Origin of the sequence: Rhodococcus sp. 14-2470-1a (assembly GCF_002259425.1) — a bacterium.
In the GTDB taxonomy this organism is placed as follows: domain Bacteria; phylum Actinomycetota; class Actinomycetes; order Mycobacteriales; family Mycobacteriaceae; genus Rhodococcoides; species Rhodococcoides fascians_E.
The window spans coordinates 16,430-35,164 of record NZ_NPFZ01000041.1; the positions used below are offsets into that span (position 1 = coordinate 16,430).

Annotated in this window: 14 protein-coding genes and 1 pseudogene; 7 read left to right on the forward strand and 8 right to left on the reverse strand. The window is 62.0% G+C overall.

Annotation, left to right across the window (positions count from 1 at the left end; all coding sequences use genetic code 11):
* The first annotated feature begins 66 nt into the window (after positions 1–66).
* The gene (locus tag CH292_RS25610) at positions 67–1,956 is read left to right on the forward strand and encodes a GAF domain-containing protein (protein WP_179278087.1); all 1,890 of its coding nucleotides are present in this window, start codon (positions 67–69) and stop codon (positions 1,954–1,956) included.
* A gap of 528 nt (positions 1,957–2,484) precedes the next feature.
* On the opposite strand, the gene CH292_RS25615 is transcribed toward CH292_RS25610, so the two are convergent.
* Positions 2,485–2,880 carry an acyclic terpene utilization AtuA family protein gene (locus CH292_RS25615; protein ID WP_094656039.1) on the reverse strand — a complete coding sequence of 132 codons (396 nt, stop codon included), beginning with the start codon at positions 2,878–2,880 and terminating at the stop codon, positions 2,485–2,487.
* A 94-nt stretch (positions 2,881–2,974) separates the two neighbouring features.
* Between CH292_RS25615 and CH292_RS29475 the strand changes: the two are divergent.
* Together CH292_RS29475 and CH292_RS25630 are read left to right on the forward strand one after the other, a co-directional pair.
* A pseudogene (locus CH292_RS29475) lies at positions 2,975–4,030 on the forward strand (transposase).
* Positions 3,993–5,141 (forward strand): GGDEF domain-containing protein, encoded by a 1,149-nt coding sequence (locus tag CH292_RS25630; RefSeq protein WP_256978574.1) that lies wholly within the window; start codon positions 3,993–3,995, stop codon positions 5,139–5,141. Before CH292_RS29475 ends, CH292_RS25630 begins: the two are co-directional and overlap by 38 nt.
* A gap of 501 nt (positions 5,142–5,642) precedes the next feature.
* Here the strand turns inward: CH292_RS25630 and CH292_RS25635 are convergent.
* The 5 genes from CH292_RS25635 to CH292_RS25655 all read right to left on the reverse strand — a co-directional run bounded on the left by CH292_RS25635 (position 5,643) and on the right by CH292_RS25655 (position 11,736).
* The gene (locus CH292_RS25635) at positions 5,643–6,725 is read right to left on the reverse strand and encodes an ABC transporter ATP-binding protein (RefSeq protein WP_094656042.1); all 1,083 of its coding nucleotides are present in this window, start codon (positions 6,723–6,725) and stop codon (positions 5,643–5,645) included.
* 56 nt (positions 6,726–6,781) lie between these two features.
* Positions 6,782–8,422 (reverse strand): glycoside hydrolase family 13 protein, encoded by a 1,641-nt coding sequence (locus CH292_RS25640; protein ID WP_218830201.1) that lies wholly within the window; start codon positions 8,420–8,422, stop codon positions 6,782–6,784.
* A 92-nt stretch (positions 8,423–8,514) separates the two neighbouring features.
* Complete coding sequence (locus CH292_RS25645; RefSeq protein ID WP_218830202.1) at positions 8,515–9,297, reverse strand: carbohydrate ABC transporter permease; 783 nt, start codon at positions 9,295–9,297, stop codon at positions 8,515–8,517.
* Between the two features lie 122 nt (positions 9,298–9,419).
* On the reverse strand, positions 9,420–10,235 hold the full coding sequence (locus CH292_RS25650) for a carbohydrate ABC transporter permease (RefSeq protein ID WP_218830203.1): 816 nt from the start codon (positions 10,233–10,235) through the stop codon (positions 9,420–9,422).
* A 175-nt stretch (positions 10,236–10,410) separates the two neighbouring features.
* Positions 10,411–11,736: an ABC transporter substrate-binding protein gene (locus tag CH292_RS25655; protein WP_179278089.1), complete on the reverse strand. Its 1,326-nt coding sequence runs from the start codon at positions 11,734–11,736 to the stop codon at positions 10,411–10,413.
* A gap of 109 nt (positions 11,737–11,845) precedes the next feature.
* Here CH292_RS25655 and CH292_RS25660 point away from each other — a divergent pair, with 109 nt between their 5' ends.
* The 3 genes from CH292_RS25660 (at position 11,846) to CH292_RS29045 (ending at position 14,283) form a co-directional block, all read left to right on the forward strand.
* Complete coding sequence (locus CH292_RS25660; RefSeq protein ID WP_179278090.1) at positions 11,846–13,054, forward strand: ROK family protein; 1,209 nt, start codon at positions 11,846–11,848, stop codon at positions 13,052–13,054.
* A gap of 196 nt (positions 13,055–13,250) precedes the next feature.
* On the forward strand, positions 13,251–13,631 hold the full coding sequence (locus tag CH292_RS25665; RefSeq protein WP_218830204.1) for a hypothetical protein: 381 nt from the start codon (positions 13,251–13,253) through the stop codon (positions 13,629–13,631).
* A 235-nt stretch (positions 13,632–13,866) separates the two neighbouring features.
* Entirely contained in the window at positions 13,867–14,283 is a 417-nt protein-coding gene (locus tag CH292_RS29045; protein WP_179278091.1) for a nuclear transport factor 2 family protein, read from the forward strand.
* Between the two features lie 60 nt (positions 14,284–14,343).
* Here the strand turns inward: CH292_RS29045 and CH292_RS25675 are convergent, their stop codons facing one another.
* Entirely contained in the window at positions 14,344–14,583 is a 240-nt protein-coding gene (locus CH292_RS25675) for a hypothetical protein (protein WP_256978575.1), read from the reverse strand.
* Between the two features lie 227 nt (positions 14,584–14,810).
* Between CH292_RS25675 and CH292_RS25680 the strand changes: the two genes are divergently transcribed.
* Positions 14,811–15,728: an SMP-30/gluconolactonase/LRE family protein gene (locus tag CH292_RS25680; protein WP_094656048.1), complete on the forward strand. Its 918-nt coding sequence runs from the start codon at positions 14,811–14,813 to the stop codon at positions 15,726–15,728.
* Positions 15,729–16,867: 1,139 nt separating this feature from the next.
* On the opposite strand, the gene CH292_RS25685 is transcribed toward CH292_RS25680, so the two are convergent.
* On the reverse strand, positions 16,868–18,550 hold the full coding sequence (locus CH292_RS25685) for a GAF domain-containing protein (protein WP_179278092.1): 1,683 nt from the start codon (positions 18,548–18,550) through the stop codon (positions 16,868–16,870).
* Between the last annotated feature and the right edge of the window lie 185 nt (positions 18,551–18,735).

Below are 18,735 nucleotides of genomic sequence, written 5' to 3' on the forward strand. Positions count from 1 at the left end.
AGTTTCAGGTACGATATTGTGAGCCTTACACATAGGAGGCCGCGGGGCTCCGAAGGAGGACTGGCCATGGCGACAAGGCCAACATCCGATTCGATCTTCAAGAGTCTGTATGACCTGGAGCAACAGTGCGTTGACCTCTCCCGTCCTCTCGGTGAAGCTCGCCCGCAGATGCTGGCCAGCGTGAGCCAGCTTCGAGAAGTACTGGCTACCTATGAGGCCCGCGAAGCTCAGTTGTCTGCCCTCATCGACGCGGCCAAGGACCTGACCGAGATCCGGGACGCGGACCGGGTGCTCGACGCCGTTACCCAGCGCACCCAGCGTCTGCTGCGGTGCGATCTCGCCTATTTGTCGGCGAGGACCGACCAGTCTGGCGAGCACTTCGCGGTCCGTGCCTTTTCCGGGCATGCGTCGCCGGCATTTATTGATTCCGCGGTCAGGGTCGACGAAGGGGTCGGCGGCCACGTGGTCCGAACGGGCCGACCGGTTCAGGTGGCGGACTACGCGACATCTCCTGACTTCATCCACACGCCGTACCTCGACGACAGGGTCACTCACGAAGGGATCGTGACCTTGCTCGGCGTTCCGGTCGAGGCGAATGGCCGGCTGTTCGGGATCCTCTTCGCGGCGCGCCGAACCACAGCCACATTCTCCGAGGACCAGATCGCGCTTGTCTCCTCGCTAGCCGCCTACGCCGCCATCGCACTCGACAACGCTGACTTGTTCCGCGCGCAACAGTCGGCGGTTGAGAAGGTCGAAAGGGCCAACGCTCTGTTGCAAGCCCAAGCTGCTGCGGTGGAAAAAGGGGCAGACGTTCACTCCCGCCTGACGGAGATCGTCCTGCATGGCGGAAGCGTCCGCCAGATCCTCGAGATCATCGCGGATGCTCTCCAGGGTTCGGTCACCATGGTCGACCCCGAAGGCTGCGAGGTGGTCAGCCACGGTCCTGCCGCGCCGCATCCCCCTTTTGACACTGAATTGATCGAAGCCTTGGCACAAAGCGGGGTTACCCGGCACGCCGTGAGTGCTGGCACCCGCGCTGACCACGACCTCTACGTCACCTCGCCCATCGGAGGAGAGCGCAAGTTCGGCTCCATCGTTCTCGCAGCCGAGCAACCTCTGTCGGACCTCGACATCCGTACCCTGGAGCGCGCAACGCAGGCAGTCACCCTGCACTTGCTGTCGGAAGCAGCCGCCGCAGAAGCCGATATGCGCGGCTCTGGGGAGGTGGTGGGATGGCTGATCAGCCAGCAGAACGCTGACCACGCAGCAACTGAACGCATAGCTCAAAGGCACCGACTGCTCGGCTCAGCCTTCAGTGTCTTGGTAAGCGAGATCTCCGAGGGTCACCGCGATGCGCAGCTGCTCGCCGGACGCAATTTCTGCGCCGCCCACGGTGGGCTGGTCGCGGTGTACAACGGAAACCTCGTCGCTGTGGTTTCAGAGGCACCGGAGCAGGTGCGTGCTGGCATGTGGACTGCCCTGTTGAAGGCTACGCCGGACACAAACACGACCGCTTCCGTGTGCGGGGCCACCACGTTGTTCGAGCTCCCAGGAAAGTACAAGGAGGCGGCCGCGTGCCTGAAACTCATGCAGGCTCTCGGCCGCTCTGGAACATGTGCCGACACCGCGGAGTTCGGTCTCTACTCACTTCTTCTTTCGCCGAATGGCGCATCTGCCCTAAATGCTGTGGTTGCCCCGGCTATCGGGCCCCTGCTTGAGCATGATCGACGGCACGGGACCAGTCTCGAGGCTACGCTCCTCACCTACCTCGACGCATCGTGCAACGCCGTCAGAACTTCTTCGGAGCTAGGGGTACACGTCAACACGATGACGCAGCGTCTGGCAAGAATCGACCGAATTCTCGGGAGCACCTGGCGCGCCAATCCTCGCCAACTGGACGTTCACAACGCCCTCAGGCTCCGTAGTCTGCAGGCCGACCTGCTTCCGCATCCCTAGGAGTGGCTGCATCTAGCAGGCGACGTGGGAGGTCGATGTGGCGTGCCCGGACGAACTCGCCCAGCCCCTTCGCCTGCGTGTCGAGCAGAATGTTCGTAGCGGTCCCTTCGCCCAGCCACCCGACGACGGTCACGCCGACCGCGCGCAGATTCGGCAGGTACCAGAGTCGGAGAGTTGTTTCGGGCGGAGCCACCAACAAGTCGGCGACGTGTTCCGGAGTCCACCAGGCGCACAGGAAAGCTGTAGGCGGCTTCCGTGCGCGCCCAGACGCCCAACGTGGCGTTCCCGCCCTTGTCTCCGGAGCGGCTGCCAGCAATGCTCCCCAGCGGGGCGCGCACCATATCCTCTTCACCGACCGGCTCGGTCGTCCGATGCGGCTCTGCTACTGTGATGTCGCGAATCACCTGTGTCCGGCCCGGCTCAACCTGCCAAGTTCTTCCGCCGAGGGTGACGCGTTCACAGATCCAATCGGCAGGCAGCAGAGTGGGCCAGAAGAGCTGGCACTGCTCAGGCCTGGCAGGGGTGAGGTCAGAGCCATCCCCGGTAGCCTCCCAGGACCAATTCCACAACCACGCGGGAAAAGCGTCCGACCAGCGACTTGTCCTTATCGGCGACGGCAATCCGCAACAGGGTGGTCGCCTCATCGAGGGAGCCCGGGTTGTCGATCTGCCGGCCAATGGTGTTGACCACGACGTCGTCAAAGGTGTCACGCCCACGAGGGAACTCGGCCCACAGCTGTTTCAGGGCGTAGTCAATTTTGCGGCCGCAATCCATGCCCGTGACGAGCATCGTCATCACATTGCCCCAGCCGTAATCAGCCACGACTCCGGCCTTGAGGGCGCGCGGGATCTGCTCGCCCGCAACTCCGCTAACGCGGACGCGGTCCACACCCGCCTGTTCCACCACAAGTTGGTCAAGGCGCACGAAGGTTCACCTCCAAGATGGCTTGGAGCGCGTCGAGGTCGCGTTCCGAAGTCAGATGGCTATCTACGTCCTCGAAACCGCACTGGATGCGGAGATGACCGAGCACCTCGGTTACGAGAGACACGACGCTGCCGGCCGCGGCAGCGGCAATTCTCGAAACGGTACCCGTTCGAAGACGGTGCTCACCGAGATCGGGCCGGTGCAGATCGACGTGCCGCGCGACATCGACTCCTCGTTCGCGCCGCAGATTGTCAAGAAACGTCAACGCCGTTTGACGGGCATCGACGCGATCGTATTGTCGCTCACCGCAAAGGGATTGACGACCGGTGAATTGTCCGCCGACTTCCAGGACATGTACGGTGCGACGGTCTCGAAGGGCACGATCTCCCGCATCACCGACAAAGTCGTCGGGGAGATGACCGAGTGGCAGAACCGGCCACTGGAACGGGTGTACCCGGTGATGTTCATCGACGCGGTGCACGTCAAGGTCCGTGATGGGCAGGTCACGCGATCAGGCCGATGTATGTGACAATCGGTGTCACCGTCAACGGTGAGCGCGACATCTTGGGGATCTGGGCCGGCGACGGCGGTGAGGGCGCGAAGTTCTTCGCTTTCGGTGCTCACCGAGATCAAGAACCGAGGCGTTGCCGATGTCTGCATCGTGGTGTGCGACGGACTGAAGGGATTGCCGGATGCGATCAACACGGCCTGGGAGCTGGCGGTGGTGCAGACCTCCATTATTCATCTGATACGCAACACCTTTCGCTTCGCGGCCCGGCAGTACTGGGACAAGATGGCGCGTGATCTGCGGCCGGTCTACACCGCTCCGTCGGAAGCTGCGGCGAAGGACAGTTCACCGAGTTCACGAAGAAATGGGGTGAGCAGTATCCGGCGATCATCAGGATGTGGGACAAGTGCATGTCCCACCCTCGGCTACTGTGCCAGAATTCGGGGCGATCGGTTGGTCGCGCGAGGGGTAGTTCATGCATTCGATACGCGGTGGTTGTTCTGCCGGGGGGATGGGCGAGAGAGAGGCAGTCGATCGTCGGCGCGGCGATCGGTGGTCAACGTATCGGTCCGGTCGCCATCGCCGCGGCCTATGGGGGCGGATGATGGCCGCTCTGTCGGATTGGTATCGGCAGCCCCATGATTTCGAGTGGGTCCTGACCCACCGCTCCACCCGTCCGTTGCACTCGGTCGTTCGTGCGGTGTTCGCAGCCGGAACGCTGTTGTTCGCGCTGTGCTCGGTGGTGATGCTGTTCAGTAGTCACGGCCCGTCCGGAACGATCTCGACCACGTGGGTGTGGGTGTTGCTGGTCGTGCAGATCATGGTGGCGGTGCGGTGGTGTATCGGTCCGATGCCTGGGCGGCGGGGATTCATTGCTTTTGCGCTTTTCGGGGATGTTGGTCTGGCGTCGATGTTGGTGCTCTACGATCCGGTCGGGGCGTTGATCGGGTCTGTTTTGTTTGCTGTCACCGGCGCTTTTTGCACGTATTTTCTCAGCCCGCGTTGGCTGGTGGCGCACGTGTCGTTTTCCACTGCGGTGATCATCGGTTTCGCGGTCTACGCGCACCGGGGCGCAGTCGAAGACCCGGCGACTATTGTCGCTGGGGTTCTGGTGGTCCTGGCCGGGGTCAACGGGGTGCCGTTGTTTGCGCATGTGGCGTGGACGGCGATCTCGCGCGATGCCCGCCGTGCGGCGTTGGATTCATTGACCGGGCTGTACAACCGCCGCGGGATGGACAGCGCTCTGACCGATCTGTGGGAGCACGCGCAGCAGCGGCGGTGGGATGTTGCGGCGGTGGTGATCGACATCGACAAGTTCAAGCGGGTCAACGACCAGTATGGGCACGCGGCCGGTGACCGGGTGATCGTCTCGGTCGCCGACGGTCTCACCGAATACGTACTGGCCACACTTCCTGTCGAGACGGACCGTCGGGGTAGGCGCCGCACCGACACCGCGGCTGCGTCCGTGACGAGCGTGCTCGCGCGGACCGGTGGTGAGGAGTTCCTCGCGGTGCTCGCCGCACCACCGGGGGACATTCAGGATCGCATAGACGGGTTGGGTCCGGCTCTCGGTGCTGACGATGCTCGTCCGGTACCGGTCACCGTCAGTATCGGCGCAGCGATACTGACACCCGAATCGGCGTTACGAGAGATGGGCCTGCCTGCGCTCGAACGTCTCATCCGCAGCGCGGACACCATGATGTATCGCGCCAAGAAGCAAGGGGGAGACCGCGTCTTGTGTACAGCCCTGTAAACCCTTCTGCGCGGGCTGTTTCACGCCGTGCGTTATGGGAGCTGCGGTACGCTTACGCACCCGATTCTCGGTCGCAGCATTGCGTCCTGGCGCTACAGATCGTCGATTGGTGTTTCGGTTCGATCCCTCACGTGGCAGGTGGTACCTACCGTGTCGTAGTGATCCCCGCGTCTGCTCGCGCCGTGTCGGATCAGGGCGTATCACCGACTGCGCTGCAGAGCCTGGCCAACGCGGTACCTCCGCAACCGGTAGAATGAGCGTACGCCGCGGCTTTTGAGCCCATCGTCCTGCCGGTGCTTGCTGAGCACCAGCAACTCGTGAGCACCGGTGGCGAGATGATGCATCGAGCGAAGTCACGCGACCGAGACCAAACTCAACTAATTGCGCCGTGTGACATCATTGCCGAAAACTGTTGGTGCTGGCTCATAACGAGCTGGCATTCGAGAGTCGGTCGGTTCGCGCCAGTCAGGTGAGCACGACTGGACCGGTTGCCGAGTGTGGTTACAGTCTGGGGATGCGTGCGCCTTCCGGACCGGGGTGGAACAGGTGCACGTGGGCATCGGCGAGGCGCACACGCACTACGTCGCCCTTTGCCGGGGGGTTGCGCCAATCGACCCGTGCCACCAGCGGTATCGACTGTGTGTCGAACATGATGCGGCCGAAAACGTATGCTTCTGCGCCCAGCTCTTCGACGACATCGATTTCAAGTTCTACACCGGAGTCCGTGAGGTCGACGTGTTCGGGACGGATGCCGACTGTCACCTCCGAGCGTCCGATTTCAGCGCGGGTTTCACGCGGGATCGCGATTGTCTGGTCACCGAATCGGATCCCGTTCTCGTCCAGGGGCAGCAAGAACTGATTCATCGACGGGGATCCCATAAAGCCTGCGACGAAGGCGTTGACCGGGTTCCGATAGAGCTCGCGGGGCGGGGCGCATTGCTGCAAAATCCCCGCTTTCAGTACGGCAACACGGTCACCCATGGTCATCGCTTCGACTTGATCGTGTGTGACGTAGACCGTCGTTGTTCCCAGCCGTCGTTGCAATTGCGTTATCTGACTGCGTGTTTGGACCCTCAATTTGGCGTCCAGATTCGAGAGCGGTTCATCCATGAGAAACACCCGGGGCGACCGAACGAGTGCCCGCCCCATTGCCACCCGCTGCCGTTGGCCGCCGGACAGTGCGCTCGGTCTGCGGTCGAGATAGTCGTGGAGGTCGAGCAGTTTCGCGGCTTCTTCGACGCGTTGTCGAATTTCAGGCTTGGGTACCTTGGCGAGGCCGAGTGCGAAACCCATGTTCGCTGCGACCGTCATGTGTGGATAGAGCGCATAGTTCTGGAATACCATTGCGATGTCGCGTTCGCGTGGACCAGCGTGTGTGATGTCCTGGCCGTCGATGAGTATCCGGCCGCTGTCGACCTCCTCGAGTCCGGCGAGCATGCGTAGGGATGTCGACTTTCCGCAGCCTGACGGCCCGACCAAGACGAGCAGTTCCCCATCCTCGACCTCGAGATCGAGTGTGTCTACCGCTGGCCGGTCCGACCGTGCGTACAGTCTCGTGGCTTTGTCGAAAGTGATTGTTGCCATCGCGTTCGATCCTTAATCGTTCTTGTCGGTGTGGCGAAAGAAGTTCGATACGTGCACTATTCGTCCCTGGGACCGGTTCGCAGCCATGCGGTGACGTCGGGTGCGATCGTGGCCGAGGGTGTTCCCGTGCTGGAGATCAGATGCTCACCGTCAGGTGCGCTTATGTCGGTGGTACCGAAGTTGGTGATCGATACCCATCCTCCGGGGCGACGAAAAGCGATGACGTCAGGTCCGAGGTCGAGCCAGTGCAGTTCTTCGGTGTTCTGGAGCGACGAACGCAGCCGAAGTGCCTGACGGTAGAACCGTAACGTCGATTCTGATGTACGTTCCTGTACTTCGACTGCATAGTCGGCGAACCATGACGGTTGCGGCAAATGGGCGGCCCCGGTGCCGAAACCGAATGATGCGCCGGAGGACGTCCACGGCAGCGGAACACGGCATCCATCTCGACCGACGTCGGTTCCGTTCGACCGGTGGAAGGTCGGGTCCTGTCGTGCAGTAAGCGGCATTTCAGCGACCTCGGGCAGCCCGAGTTCTTCACCTTGGTAGATGTATGCACTTCCGGGCAACGCAAGGACGAGCAGGGTAACGGCACGAGCTCGACGAATACCGAGTGACCTATCCTCGGGTGGGGTGGTTCCGCCGGTGAGCAGCCAGTCTCGCCCGCGGCTGCGGTCGTCTTCGAGGCCGTATCGTGTTGCATGTCGAACCACGTCGTGGTTCGACAACACCCAGGTGCTTGATGCACCCGATTGCCGCGCCAGTTCGAGGTTGTCGGCGATGATGGTCGCGAACTGGTTGCGATCCCAGACGGCTTCGAGCAAGTCGAAATTGAACGCCTGTCCAAGGCTTTCGCTTCTGGCGTAGTGCACGCGCCGATGCGGGGGGACCCACGCTTCCGCGACGGCAGCCAAGGGCGGGTCGTACGTGTCGAACAGAGCTCGCCATTCGGCGTAGATCTCGTGAACGTCGTCTCGGTCGACAGTCGGATGGAGGCCGTCGGGGTACGCGCCAGGTGTGTTCAATTGCTGGTGATCCGGCAAGACCTCGGGAAGATCCTTCGAGAGGTAGTGTGCGACATCGATACGAAAGCCATCGACGCCGCGGTCTCCCCAGAATCGCAGGGTCTCGAGGAAATCCGCTCGTACGGCGGGGTTGCTCCAATTCCAGTCGGGTTGTTCTCGCGCAAAGGTGTGGAGGTACCACTGGCCAGGTTTCCCATCGGGTTCGTTCACTCTCGTCCATGCTGGACCGCCGAACATCGACTGCCAATCGGAGGGAGGTAACGATCCATCGCCGAGTCCGTCACGGAAGATGTACATGTCGCGTTCGGCCGACCCGCGACCTCCCGCGATTGCTTGCCTGAAGCGAATGTGCCGGTCGGAACTATGATTCGGGACGATGTCGACGACAATTTTCATTCCTGCGGTGTGTACGGCGGTCACCAACTCGTCGAAGTCGGACAGTGTCCCTATCGCCGGATCCACATCACGGTAATCATCGACGTCGTAGCCGCCGTCCGCCAGAGCAGATGGGTAGAAGGGACTGAGCCAGATCGCATCTACCCCGAGAGCGCGTAGATAGGGTATACGCGAGGTAATGCCGACCAGGTCACCTGTTCCATCGCCGTTGGAGTCGGCGAAACTGCGGGGGTAGATTTGGTAGACGACAGCTTGCCTCCACCAATCTTTACCCATTGAATCCAGGTTCCGAGCAGGTTCGCTCGCCAACGAATTGATCGATTGTTCAGCGGCCACATTCATGATCTACCTCTTAAGTGTGAGTTCTATTACTTGATCGCGCCGCGCATGACACCGGAAAGCACCCAACGTTGCGCGAAGATGTACACGATCAAGGTGGGTGCCATGGCCATCAGATACGAGGCGAACGCCAGGTTGTATTCGGTGTTGAATTCGCCTTGGAACAGGCTTTGGACCACTGGCAAGGTTTGCAGTGACGGGTCTGCAATGATCATCTGCGGCAGCAGAAAATCGTTCCATGACCCAAGGAACGCAAAAATTCCGACGGTGGCATTCATGGGGCCCAGCAGCGGAAAGACGACCTTCCAGAAAGTCTGCCACGTGGAGGCTCCATCCATGCGTGCGGACTCCTCGAGTTCTACAGGAAGGGACCTAAGGAAGGCAATGTACAGCAACGAGTTGAACGCTATTCCGCCGACGATATGCATAACGGCAACCCCTGCTGGGTTATCCAAGCCGAGTACGGCAGTCTGCTTGATGAGCGGCAAAATGAGCACAGGAAATGGAATGAAGAGCCCTGCGAGCAAATAAATGTAGGAAAACTTGAACAGCGGATGTTGCCAGTTTCGAGTGATCGCGTACGCAACGAGTGAGCTTGCAAGGATTGTTCCGACCACACTGACCACGGTCACAGTGGCGGTCACCATGAGTGACTTTCCGAAGTCAACCATAACCCAGGCCCGCGAAAAATTGTCGAGAGCAATCGTCGTCGGCCATTTTAGTCCTGACCCTACTCCCACCTGGTCCGGGGTTTTCAGGGCCATGACAATGGTGAAGTAAAGCGGAATCAGGATGGTGGCTGATGCTCCCACCATCAGAATCGTTGCAGGCCAATTGACACTGCCCGCCAAGAAAGACCGAGGCTTCCTGGATTTGAACCAGCGTTGCGGTGCAGGTGGGCGGTTCTGCCTAACAGGGGTGGTGCGGGCAGTAATCACAATGTCATCCCCCTACGTTGGAGAAAGCGCAATTGCAGCAGTGATATCACGACGGTAATCGCGAAGAAGACGATGGAGTTTGCCATCTGGTAGGCGTAGTCACCGCCGTTGAAGCCGCTGAATATCCTCATTGCAACTGTTGTGGTAGCGGTACCCGGCCCGCCGTCGGTCAATGCGAGAATAATTTCGTATGCCCCCAGGAATCCTTTGAACCCTAGGATGACGTTGATCACCACGTAGCCGATGACGAGAGGAAACGTGATACTTAGGAATCGTCGCCACATGCCGGCTCCATCAAGATACGCAGCTTCGTACACTTCACCCGGGATGGATTGCAGACCCGCGAGGTAGATGATCGTCGCTCCAGGGATGGCCTGCCATGCGGTGACGAAGAGGACTGCGACCCAGGCCCACTGTTCGTTGGCGAGAATGCTCGAGGCGAGCGGAGTGAGGCCGACCGACTCTGCAAGCGTGGGCAGGGAGGTGGAAAACAAGTAGTTGAACACATAGGCGATGACAATGGCCGAGAGGACCATGGGTATGAAGAAGACGGTCCTCAGTCCACTGCGCCATTTTATCTTTGCGTTCAAGCCGAGAGCTATCAAGATGGCTGAGACGTTGACAACGATCACGGCAGTTACCGCGAGGAAGAACGTGAACGCATAAGACTCGACTATGGCGGGATCGTCGAGCATTGCGGTGTAGTTGCCGACGCCGATGAATTCCCAATCGCCGTACCCTGCGTAATTCGTAACACTGAAGAACGCGCCCATCAAGGCTGGAGCCACGAGAAAGAAGGTGAACAGTGCCACTGCTGGAACTACCATCACCAAGTAGGCCGGATCCAGCTTTCGACGCCGGGAACGAGGCCTCGGCGTTGGTGGGAGTTGTCCAGTGCCCGTGATGCCCTGGTCGGATCCTGTATGGGATGGGTCGACTTCGGGGGTCGACTGAGATGATGTCCATTTCGATGTCATGATTGTGTGCTCACTTTTCGGCCCCGCGTTCGGCGTTACGGACGGCTACCCGGCGCCAGTCCTCGTCGAGAGTGCGTAGGAGGTCAGTACCGCTTCCGCCGAATGCGTACGACTGGATATAATTGTTGATGGGTACGGCCGGCGAGGGGTAACCGGATGCGCCCTGGTAATACGCGTCGGCGTCGATATAAGGCTGTAGGTACGCAATCCGTTCGTCGGGCTGATCCGACGCATCACGCAACGGCGAAAACGCCGCATTCTGGGCGTTGTAGGTGGTGATGACGTCTGGTTGGAACAGGAATTCGACGAACCGGCGCGCCTGCTCGGGGTGTGATGTCTGCCGCGGAATCGACACTGCTACGTCGATATTGATGCGTACCTTCCTGTCGGCAGGGTTTTCGGTGACCGGGAGCGGGAAGGAGCCGACGCGCAGTTCGGGGTTCAGCTCGGCGAGTTCGCCGAGCGCCCAGGGGCCTTGCAGATACATTGCCGCCTCACCGTTGGCGAACGCAGCGTTTGCCTCGGAGTAACCGCGCGACGGCGCGTTCGGTTGGGTGTTGGACAGGATGAAGTCCATCTTCGTGACTGCGTCACCGAACGTGTTCTCGAATGTGCGCGGGCTGTCAGGGCCGAAGTCTGCTCCTGCGTCGTACAGATCGTCGAAAAAGCCTGCCACGTCGACCGCGCCGCCGGTTGTGTAGTCGAACAGACCTTGTCCTAGGGTCCAGCCATCCTTGTACGAGCCGTAGACAGGAACCACACCCGCATTCTGGAAGGTGGTGCACGCTTGCACGAACTCCGACCAGGTTGTCGGAATGCTCACTCCGTGGCGTTCGAAGATGTCTCGGTTGAACAGGACGCCCGCCGCGGTGATGGAGAAGGGGAGTGCAGGGACCGTAGAGGTTCCAGTGCGGTCCCAATTCTCCACGAGCGACTGGACGCGCTCGTCGATCGAGTCCGCTGCCGCGAGGGTGGACAGGTCGGAGAAGACATCCTTACCTGCTAGCTGACCGGAGGTGTATCCCCACCCTCGGGTCGTGACGTCGGGAGGAGAACCACGGACGAGCGAGGGGACGAAGGTAGTCTCCGTGTTGTTCTGCACTACGAGAATGTCGGGATTGGCGGCCTCGAAGTCATCGATCAACCGATCGAAGTAATCGATGACAGATGGTTCGGTCTTGTTCTGCATGAAGGTCAGAACGACGACATCGTCGTCGGGCAACACCGAACATCCGGTCGCAGCCACGAGGAGTACCGCGGACGCGGCTGCGACGTGCGACAACACACGAAGCCGCCCCGTCGACGCTCCAGCGGAGCTGGATGTACGTAGATCCACGCTGCACTTCATCACGGGCACCTCGTCCGACTCAGGTTAAATATGGATCGTTTATTTATGATCTGTACCATTAATGGCAGAGAGTGTGATCTATGTCAAGGAGCGGCGAATGATTCTTTCTGGACACCTCGGCGACGGCGCCGCCAGTTCGACCCAATTACTGCGTCGTTCCAACTCCGAAATTTTGTTGGATCTGTTCTGGAGCGCCCCGGACCGGATCTTCACGGCCACCGAACTGATGGAACGAACCACTCTGACGCGGGTGACCGTGTTGGACGTCTGCGCGGACCTGATCGAACTCGAGTGGATCTGTGAAGTTGCCACGGCGGGCTCGAAGAAGAACAAGGGGCGCCCGGCCCGACGTTTCACGCTGAGCGAGACGGCAGCGTTCGCGGTGGGGGTGGACATCGGCTATCACACAGCCACAGTCGTCGTCGCCGACCTTCGCGGCACAGTGCGCGGTCGGAGCACGCACAGATTCATCGACCCCGACGACACCTCAACGCGCAGCAGCCACTTGTACGCCCTCATCGACCGCGCCCTGTCGGACGCGCACGTTTCTCGACAATCGGTCGGTGCCATCTGCTTCGGTGTTGCCGCCCCAGTCGACCGGACCGGGCACGCACCGAGCGGAAACACATTCTGGGATACCGTCGATATCGATCCGGCCGTATTGTTACACCCCAGTGACCAGTGGGCAGTCATCGTAGAGAACGACGCCAATCTCGCCGCACTCGGTGAACAGGGCCGGGGGCAAATCGATCCCCGCAGTAGCTTCGTCACCTTGCTCGCCGGAGAGCGACTGGGTGCAGGGATCGTCCACGACGGCGTCCTGTTGCGTGGAAATCGGGGAGGCGCGGGTGAACTCGCGTACCTACGTTTCGTGAACGGCGTCGGTGACACGGACGGCATCGGGCTCCTGGCCCGGGAGTGGGCCCGTTCGGAACTAGCGGACCGAGGACCTCACTCCCTACACACCAGTCTCGAGGCGACAGCGGAAGGTCCGGTAGCCGAGGACGTGTTTGCTGCATGCGCGGGCGGGGACCCACTGGCCTCCGACATCGTAGATCGTCTCGGAAAGCGCCTTGCGCTAGTAATTTCAACCCTCGTGGGTACTACCGACCCCCACACAGTGATTATCGCCGGCGCTGTCGCCGAGTCCTGTGACCCTGTCATCGAGGCGGTAAATCGCCACGTGCGGACCTACATGGCGGCCCCGCCGCGGATCGTTGCATCGAAACTGGGAAGCGATGCTGTTTTGATCGGCGCGGTTCACGCAGCCCTCGCTAGCGTGCGCTCCTCCGCCTTGAGCGGCTGAGCGACCGTAGAAAGAAGGCGCAGCGCGACCCAGCAACGAGCGCTTGAACCAATCCGCTATCCGCACTTGCAGCTCTCCAGGCCTCAAACACTCCATTCGGATAGGCGACTGTTTCGGGACAGCGACGGGTCGACGCAGGTAGCGCCCCGAGGGGTACCTGATTTCGGGCTGAAAGAGCGAGTTCTGTTCGGTAGCGGTGCAGAAGGGCCACGCCGAGACAGTCGCAAACCTGCAGGGTTACGGAATCATTGCGAACGCGCTGAATCCCGGACGGATCTGGGACACCGGACTTGCGCGGCCCATGGACTCCCCACCGGAGTCGTTCGACCCGGCAGGAACGAGTGGGGTCTCGACCAAGACTGCCGAGCAAGGGGCGGCCACCTCGGTACTACTCGCCGGTTCGCCGCTGGTGGCCGGGGTGACCGGACGCTATTTCGAGGATTGTCAGGAGGCTGTTCCCTTCGTGCCCGGGGTCCGTCGAGGTGTCGCCGACCATGCTCTCGATCCGGCCGCAGCGGATCGTCTGTGGGAACGGTCGGCTGCCTTGCTCGCCGCTGCCGGACACCCGGTCCCCTGAGCGCGCGCCCATCTCAGAGCCAGGCCTGGCGTGCACCTGTGTACGCGGCATGCTCGCCGCGTCATTTCGTAATCGAGTGATACCCGCTGAGTATGCTTCGGTACCTGATCGTGCATTGCTCTTGCGGTTCACCGGCGGTGCACTGGGAACATGACAACCGATATTCCCCCGGCAACGTCGACAGCGCCCCTGAGCCCTGATGCGCATCGTCTGGTCGAGGAGGTCATCGCCCGCTATGTGCGGGCCGCTGATCACCGCGCCCCCTGACATGATGGCGGCGACGTTCTGGGACGATGCGACCACAGAGATCTTCTGCACCGGGAACGGCACCCACGAACTCCTCGCAGCGATCACCGGTGCCGACGCCATCGGCGCAGCAGTCGCCACCGGAATGAAGCCGCATCCACCGCTGGGGTGGAGCCATCACACCACCCTCAACCCCATTGTCACCGTCGACGGTGACACCGCAATGGCTGAGCGACCCCATCCCGGTCACCGTCAGCGTCGGTGCAGCCATCGTGTCCGACCCGTCGGAGCTGTGGGGCGACGGGGGTTCGGTGATCACCAAGGCAACTCGCGCGGCCGACTCAATGATGTACCGGGCCAAGTACGACGGTGGGAACCGGACTGCGACAACGCAGCTGTGACGTAGGGCAGCAGTGAGGCCCGAACTTTGCTGAATTCGGGCCTCACGATCGAGCTGCCGAAGGACCTAGCCTCCGGTCACCGGTGCATTCCACACGCAAGGGATATCGCTTTCCGGGGTAGCCACCGGATCGAGAGCATTCTTGATGATCCCAATGGTTCTCGGTGACACCGACATCGACAGATGGTCGGAGAGGTCGACACCGCATCCGTCCTGAAGCAGGATGTTCTTCACCGTCGCGTCAGGACCCGCCTCGAGGAACGTCGTCTTGTAGGGAGTGACGACCTCGTCGTACTTGGTGGCCACGGCCGTGTAGTAGCAGTGTCATGAGCTCCTCGACGTCGGTCCACCGGCCGTCGCCCCGTGCAGGTCCGTTGTGATGTTCCTCGTCCACCGCCCGCTCCCAGGCGATGTGTTGAGATCACAAAAATGCTCGACAAAAATGTGCTTGCACGCCATGCCCCACGTCACTTTGCCTCACTACGCTGGATGACCTGGCAAGGAGCCACGTGCCCTGCGAAAGGAGACCCTGCATGAGCATGAGCATGAACGAAAGCACGGCAACGGTGGTCCTTGACGGCCTGCACTTCGGGGAGTCACCGCTGCTCGGCCCGGACGGGCGGCTCTACCTCTCGGACTTCTACGCCCACCAGGTGCTGGCCATTGACACCAGCAGCTGGATGTCCGAGCCCTTCGCCACGGTGCCGGGCCAACCCTCGGGACTGGGCTGGCTGGACGACGGTAGCTTGCTCGTGGTCTCGATGCGCGATCGCAAACTGCTCCGTCGTGAGCCGGGCGGCACACTGTACGAGCACGCCGACCTGTCCAAGATCGCAGTGGGGGCGGCCAATGACATGTATGTCGACGCCACCGGCCGGGCGTGGATCGGAGACTTCGGTTGCGACCTCTACGGGCTCCTCGCACGCGAGCCCGACGCGGATCCACTGTTCGGGCCCGGCGCCAATCCTCCCACCGCCCACCTCACCACCGTCGCCCCAACGGGTGCGGTCGCCGTGGCGGCAGAGCGGATGCGCTTTCCCAACGGGATGGTGCAGCTGTCCGACGGGACGATCGTCGTCGCGGAGACCGTCGGCAAGTGCCTGACCGCTTTCAACCCCGGGCCCGAGGGCGAACTGCGCAACCGCCGCATCTGGGCGGACCTCTCCGAGGCCGGGCCAGACGGAGGGCCGATTCTGCCCGACGGGATCTGCGTCGATGCCGAGGACGCGATCTGGGTGTCGGACCCCACCAACCTCCGCGCCGCCCATGTCACCTCCAGCGGCATCGTCGACCAGGCCGTGCACACGGAGCGTCCCTGCTTCGCCGTGGCGCTGGTGCAGCACACCCTCGTGTGCTGCACAGCTCAGACATCAAACCCCAATATCGCGGGGACCGCTCGGACCGGACGGCTTGAGACCGCTGCGGTGAACGTCCCCTCCCAACAAGGCTGATTTCCCACGCACAACCTTTCGGAGCCGAAATGACGAACAGCCGCCCGCCAGGATTCAAGGACTTCACCGTCGAGCAGCGCCGGGCCATGACCGGCGAAACTCGCCGCTCACTGCTGCGGACATCGAAGTCCTCAGCGCTCGACAATCGTTGCAGCGCAACCCTTTCGGGGTCGGGTCCGCACCGGCCGCCGGAGGAGATGCGGCGCTGGTGCACACGTTCACCTCTGGCACCATTGGAACCCCAAAGGGTGTGGTGCATCCCGTGCGCTACATCGCCGGGTGTGTCGGCTACCTCGGGGTTGAGACCAGCAGTTCCTTCTGGTGGCGCCGACACCGGATGGGCCTACGATCTCTACACCGCGATCATCGCCCCACTGGCTGCGGGTGTCCCGACAATACTGCTGCAGGGCGGTTTTTCACCGGCCACCACATGATCGACACCCGCGGATCTGGCCGTCACCGATTCGCCGCAGCCCCTACGGTCTACCGCGGCTTACGAGCCGCTGGGACAATTCCACGGTCGAGGATGGGCGTCGTCTGCGAGAGGTCAGCCGATATCGAGTCCGCTGCCGCGGACTCTTAGATTAGTTGGTCAAAGGCCCGTGGGCAACGAGGGACTGGACCGTCACGAGGGGATATCCGCACATCTCAGCAGCTCTTGCGAGCGCAAGTACTCGAGCCAACGAGACCCGACCAGCAGAAGCCGACGGGGCGAGTGGGCGGTTGGTCTGGCGAACGTCGACCCCGCCGATGTCTGACTCTATCGGTCTCAGAGCTCAAGTGCGTCAACTTGATTTCAGAGTTCAACGGCCAGTACCAGCCCCAATAGTGACACCGACATTCGTTGCCGATATTTACTGTGCCCGTGAGCGAATGCCACGCCGAGCAACGGCGCGGAGATCTCTCCGCTCCAAACTGCTGTTGTCGGGGCGCTGCCGGCGAGCCGCTCACTACGTCGGTGCCTCCACTCGTCGACGCCAGCTCGATCTTGTCGCACTTCTTGGGACGGCACACTAATGCTGCCTACTGTAGCAGTGCGCCCAGAGACGACATAGTCGAGGATGCCATCCTCCATTGCAGCACAATCGATTCCGTAACGAATGGCGCAGTACGACCCGGTTCATCACGATAGCCCCAAACTATCGAGCAGCCCGGAGTTGGTCCAGCTTGAGGGCGGCGTGAATCTCGAACGCCCGTGGTTGCTCTCGCCAGTCGGGTCCGAGCAGGCGGGTGATGCGCTCAGCGCGTTGGGCCACTGTGTTGGGGTGGATGCCGAGATGCTTCGCCGCGGCGGTGAGGCCCCGGCCGTGATCGAGGATCGAGAGGGCCGTGGTAACTAGGTCGGTGCCGTGGCGGGCGTCGGCGTCGACCAGCGAACCCACGTGCACCCGGACGAACGCGTCGAGGTCACCGCTCTTGGGGTCGGTGAACAACAGGGAGAACACCCCGAATTGCTCGACTCTCAGCGTTTGGGCGGAGTAGCCGAGGGCTTCGGCCAGGCGCAGCGTTTGGAGGGTAGCAGTGTATTCGCGGCGAATCGTGGCGAGATCGGTGATCGATCTGCCCACCACCAGGTTGCAGTGGTACCGGCTGCAGATGTCGCGGGCGAGGGTCAGTATCCGATCGTCGTCGGAGGGCGCGAGAACGACCGCAACATCTTCCAGCATGGCGGCGAGTCCGCCGTGGAGCATCGTGTACTCGGCGATGCGACGCTCGGCGGAGTCGTCTCGTGCATCGAACAGAAGGATTCGCAACCCGTCGGTGCCGATGCCGGAGCGGGACACCTGTCGTCTCAATGTGTCGGACGGCGACGACGACAACAACCGCCGGACCACTTCGGTGGCTGATCGGCGCTCCGCATCCGCCAAGGCCTGTGTCGACAACTGACACAGCGCAACCGCCTGCGAGGTCCATTCCAGAAGCTTGGCCGCAGTATCGTCCTCCAGCGCGCGAGGACCTGCGACGAGGTGTCCCAACAGACGGCGGTAGACCACCACGTCGATCACTGCCCAGCGTCGGCCCTTCGTGGACACCGAGCGGACGGCAGGCCGGTCCATCTCGTCTCGCGGTCGCGTGATCTGGGTGGGGTCGGGCAACCCGGTGAGGGTGCCGGCGACGAAGACGGCGGGCTCACGCGAACGATCGAGGTAGGCGGTGTCGATCCTCGCTTCGACGCGGACAGCGTCCAACACCTCTGCGATGCCCGCTCCGTCGAGCACGATAGAACTGAGCCTGGCCTGGAGTCGGGACTGCCGCTCCTGCTCACCGCGTTTGGCTTCGCTGTGCGCGATCGCTGCGGACAGTTCACCGAGCGCGTTCTCTTTGCTTTCGTCGAGTTCGGCGTTCTGCAGTGCCACAGCGGCGTGCTGGGCCAGCGCGTTCAACAGGAAGACCTCGTCCTCGGAGAACGCGGCCGACTGGCGTCGAGCCGCGAACAGCAGTCCGGTGGTTCGACCCGACACCACCAGCGGTGTGGCGAGCAGTGTGGAGATGCCTTGCCGGGACAACAGTTCGGTGTAGGCCGGACGCTTCGTGATCCGCCGGGTGGTGTCGTAGTCGGTGACCTGGAACGATTCGCCGGTCAACAGCACGGTGCCCCCTACGCCGAAGCCGGGTTCGACGACAATGCCAAGGAACTCGGGGTCGAGGTCCCCACTCCAGGTACGGATGGCGTACGAACCGCTACCGTCGTCGACGGGGGTGTTCAGGTAGACGTAGTCGCAGTCGAGAATCCGGCGCGCTCGGGACGCGATCTCCCGTAAGACCACATCGACACTGTGCATCGCCACCAGGTCGCCGGTCGCCTCGTGTACGTCCCGCATCCGAGACGCTCGTCGCCGTTCCGTCCTCAATGCGCTCCTGACGGCATGGGCTCGCTCGTGCAGGTCCGCGGCCGCGCTCGGGTGCAGCCCGGCCTCCACCTGGCGTAAGCGTGCGCTGAAGTCGGACTCAGAATCCTGCTCGACGAGACTGCGAAGCAGCCGGACGACAGAGTCGGACTTTATGA

Excerpts from the sequence above, each read along its gene's own strand:
- CH292_RS25610 (WP_179278087.1), top strand. The coding sequence starts at position 67 with ATGGCGACAAGGCCAACATCCGATTCGATCTTCAAGAGTCTGTATGAC.
- CH292_RS25630 (WP_256978574.1), top strand. The coding sequence starts at position 3,993 with ATGGCCGCTCTGTCGGATTGGTATCGGCAGCCCCATGATTTCGAGTGG.
- CH292_RS25635 (WP_094656042.1), bottom strand. The coding sequence starts at position 6,725 with ATGGCAACAATCACTTTCGACAAAGCCACGAGACTGTACGCACGGTCG.
- CH292_RS25640 (WP_218830201.1), bottom strand. The coding sequence starts at position 8,422 with ATGGGTAAAGATTGGTGGAGGCAAGCTGTCGTCTACCAAATCTACCCC.
- CH292_RS25660 (WP_179278090.1), top strand. The coding sequence starts at position 11,846 with ATGATTCTTTCTGGACACCTCGGCGACGGCGCCGCCAGTTCGACCCAA.
- CH292_RS29045 (WP_179278091.1), top strand. The coding sequence starts at position 13,867 with ATGTGCGGGCCGCTGATCACCGCGCCCCCTGACATGATGGCGGCGACG.
- CH292_RS25680 (WP_094656048.1), top strand. The coding sequence starts at position 14,811 with ATGAGCATGAGCATGAACGAAAGCACGGCAACGGTGGTCCTTGACGGC.
- CH292_RS25685 (WP_179278092.1), bottom strand. The coding sequence starts at position 18,550 with ATGCGGGACGTACACGAGGCGACCGGCGACCTGGTGGCGATGCACAGT.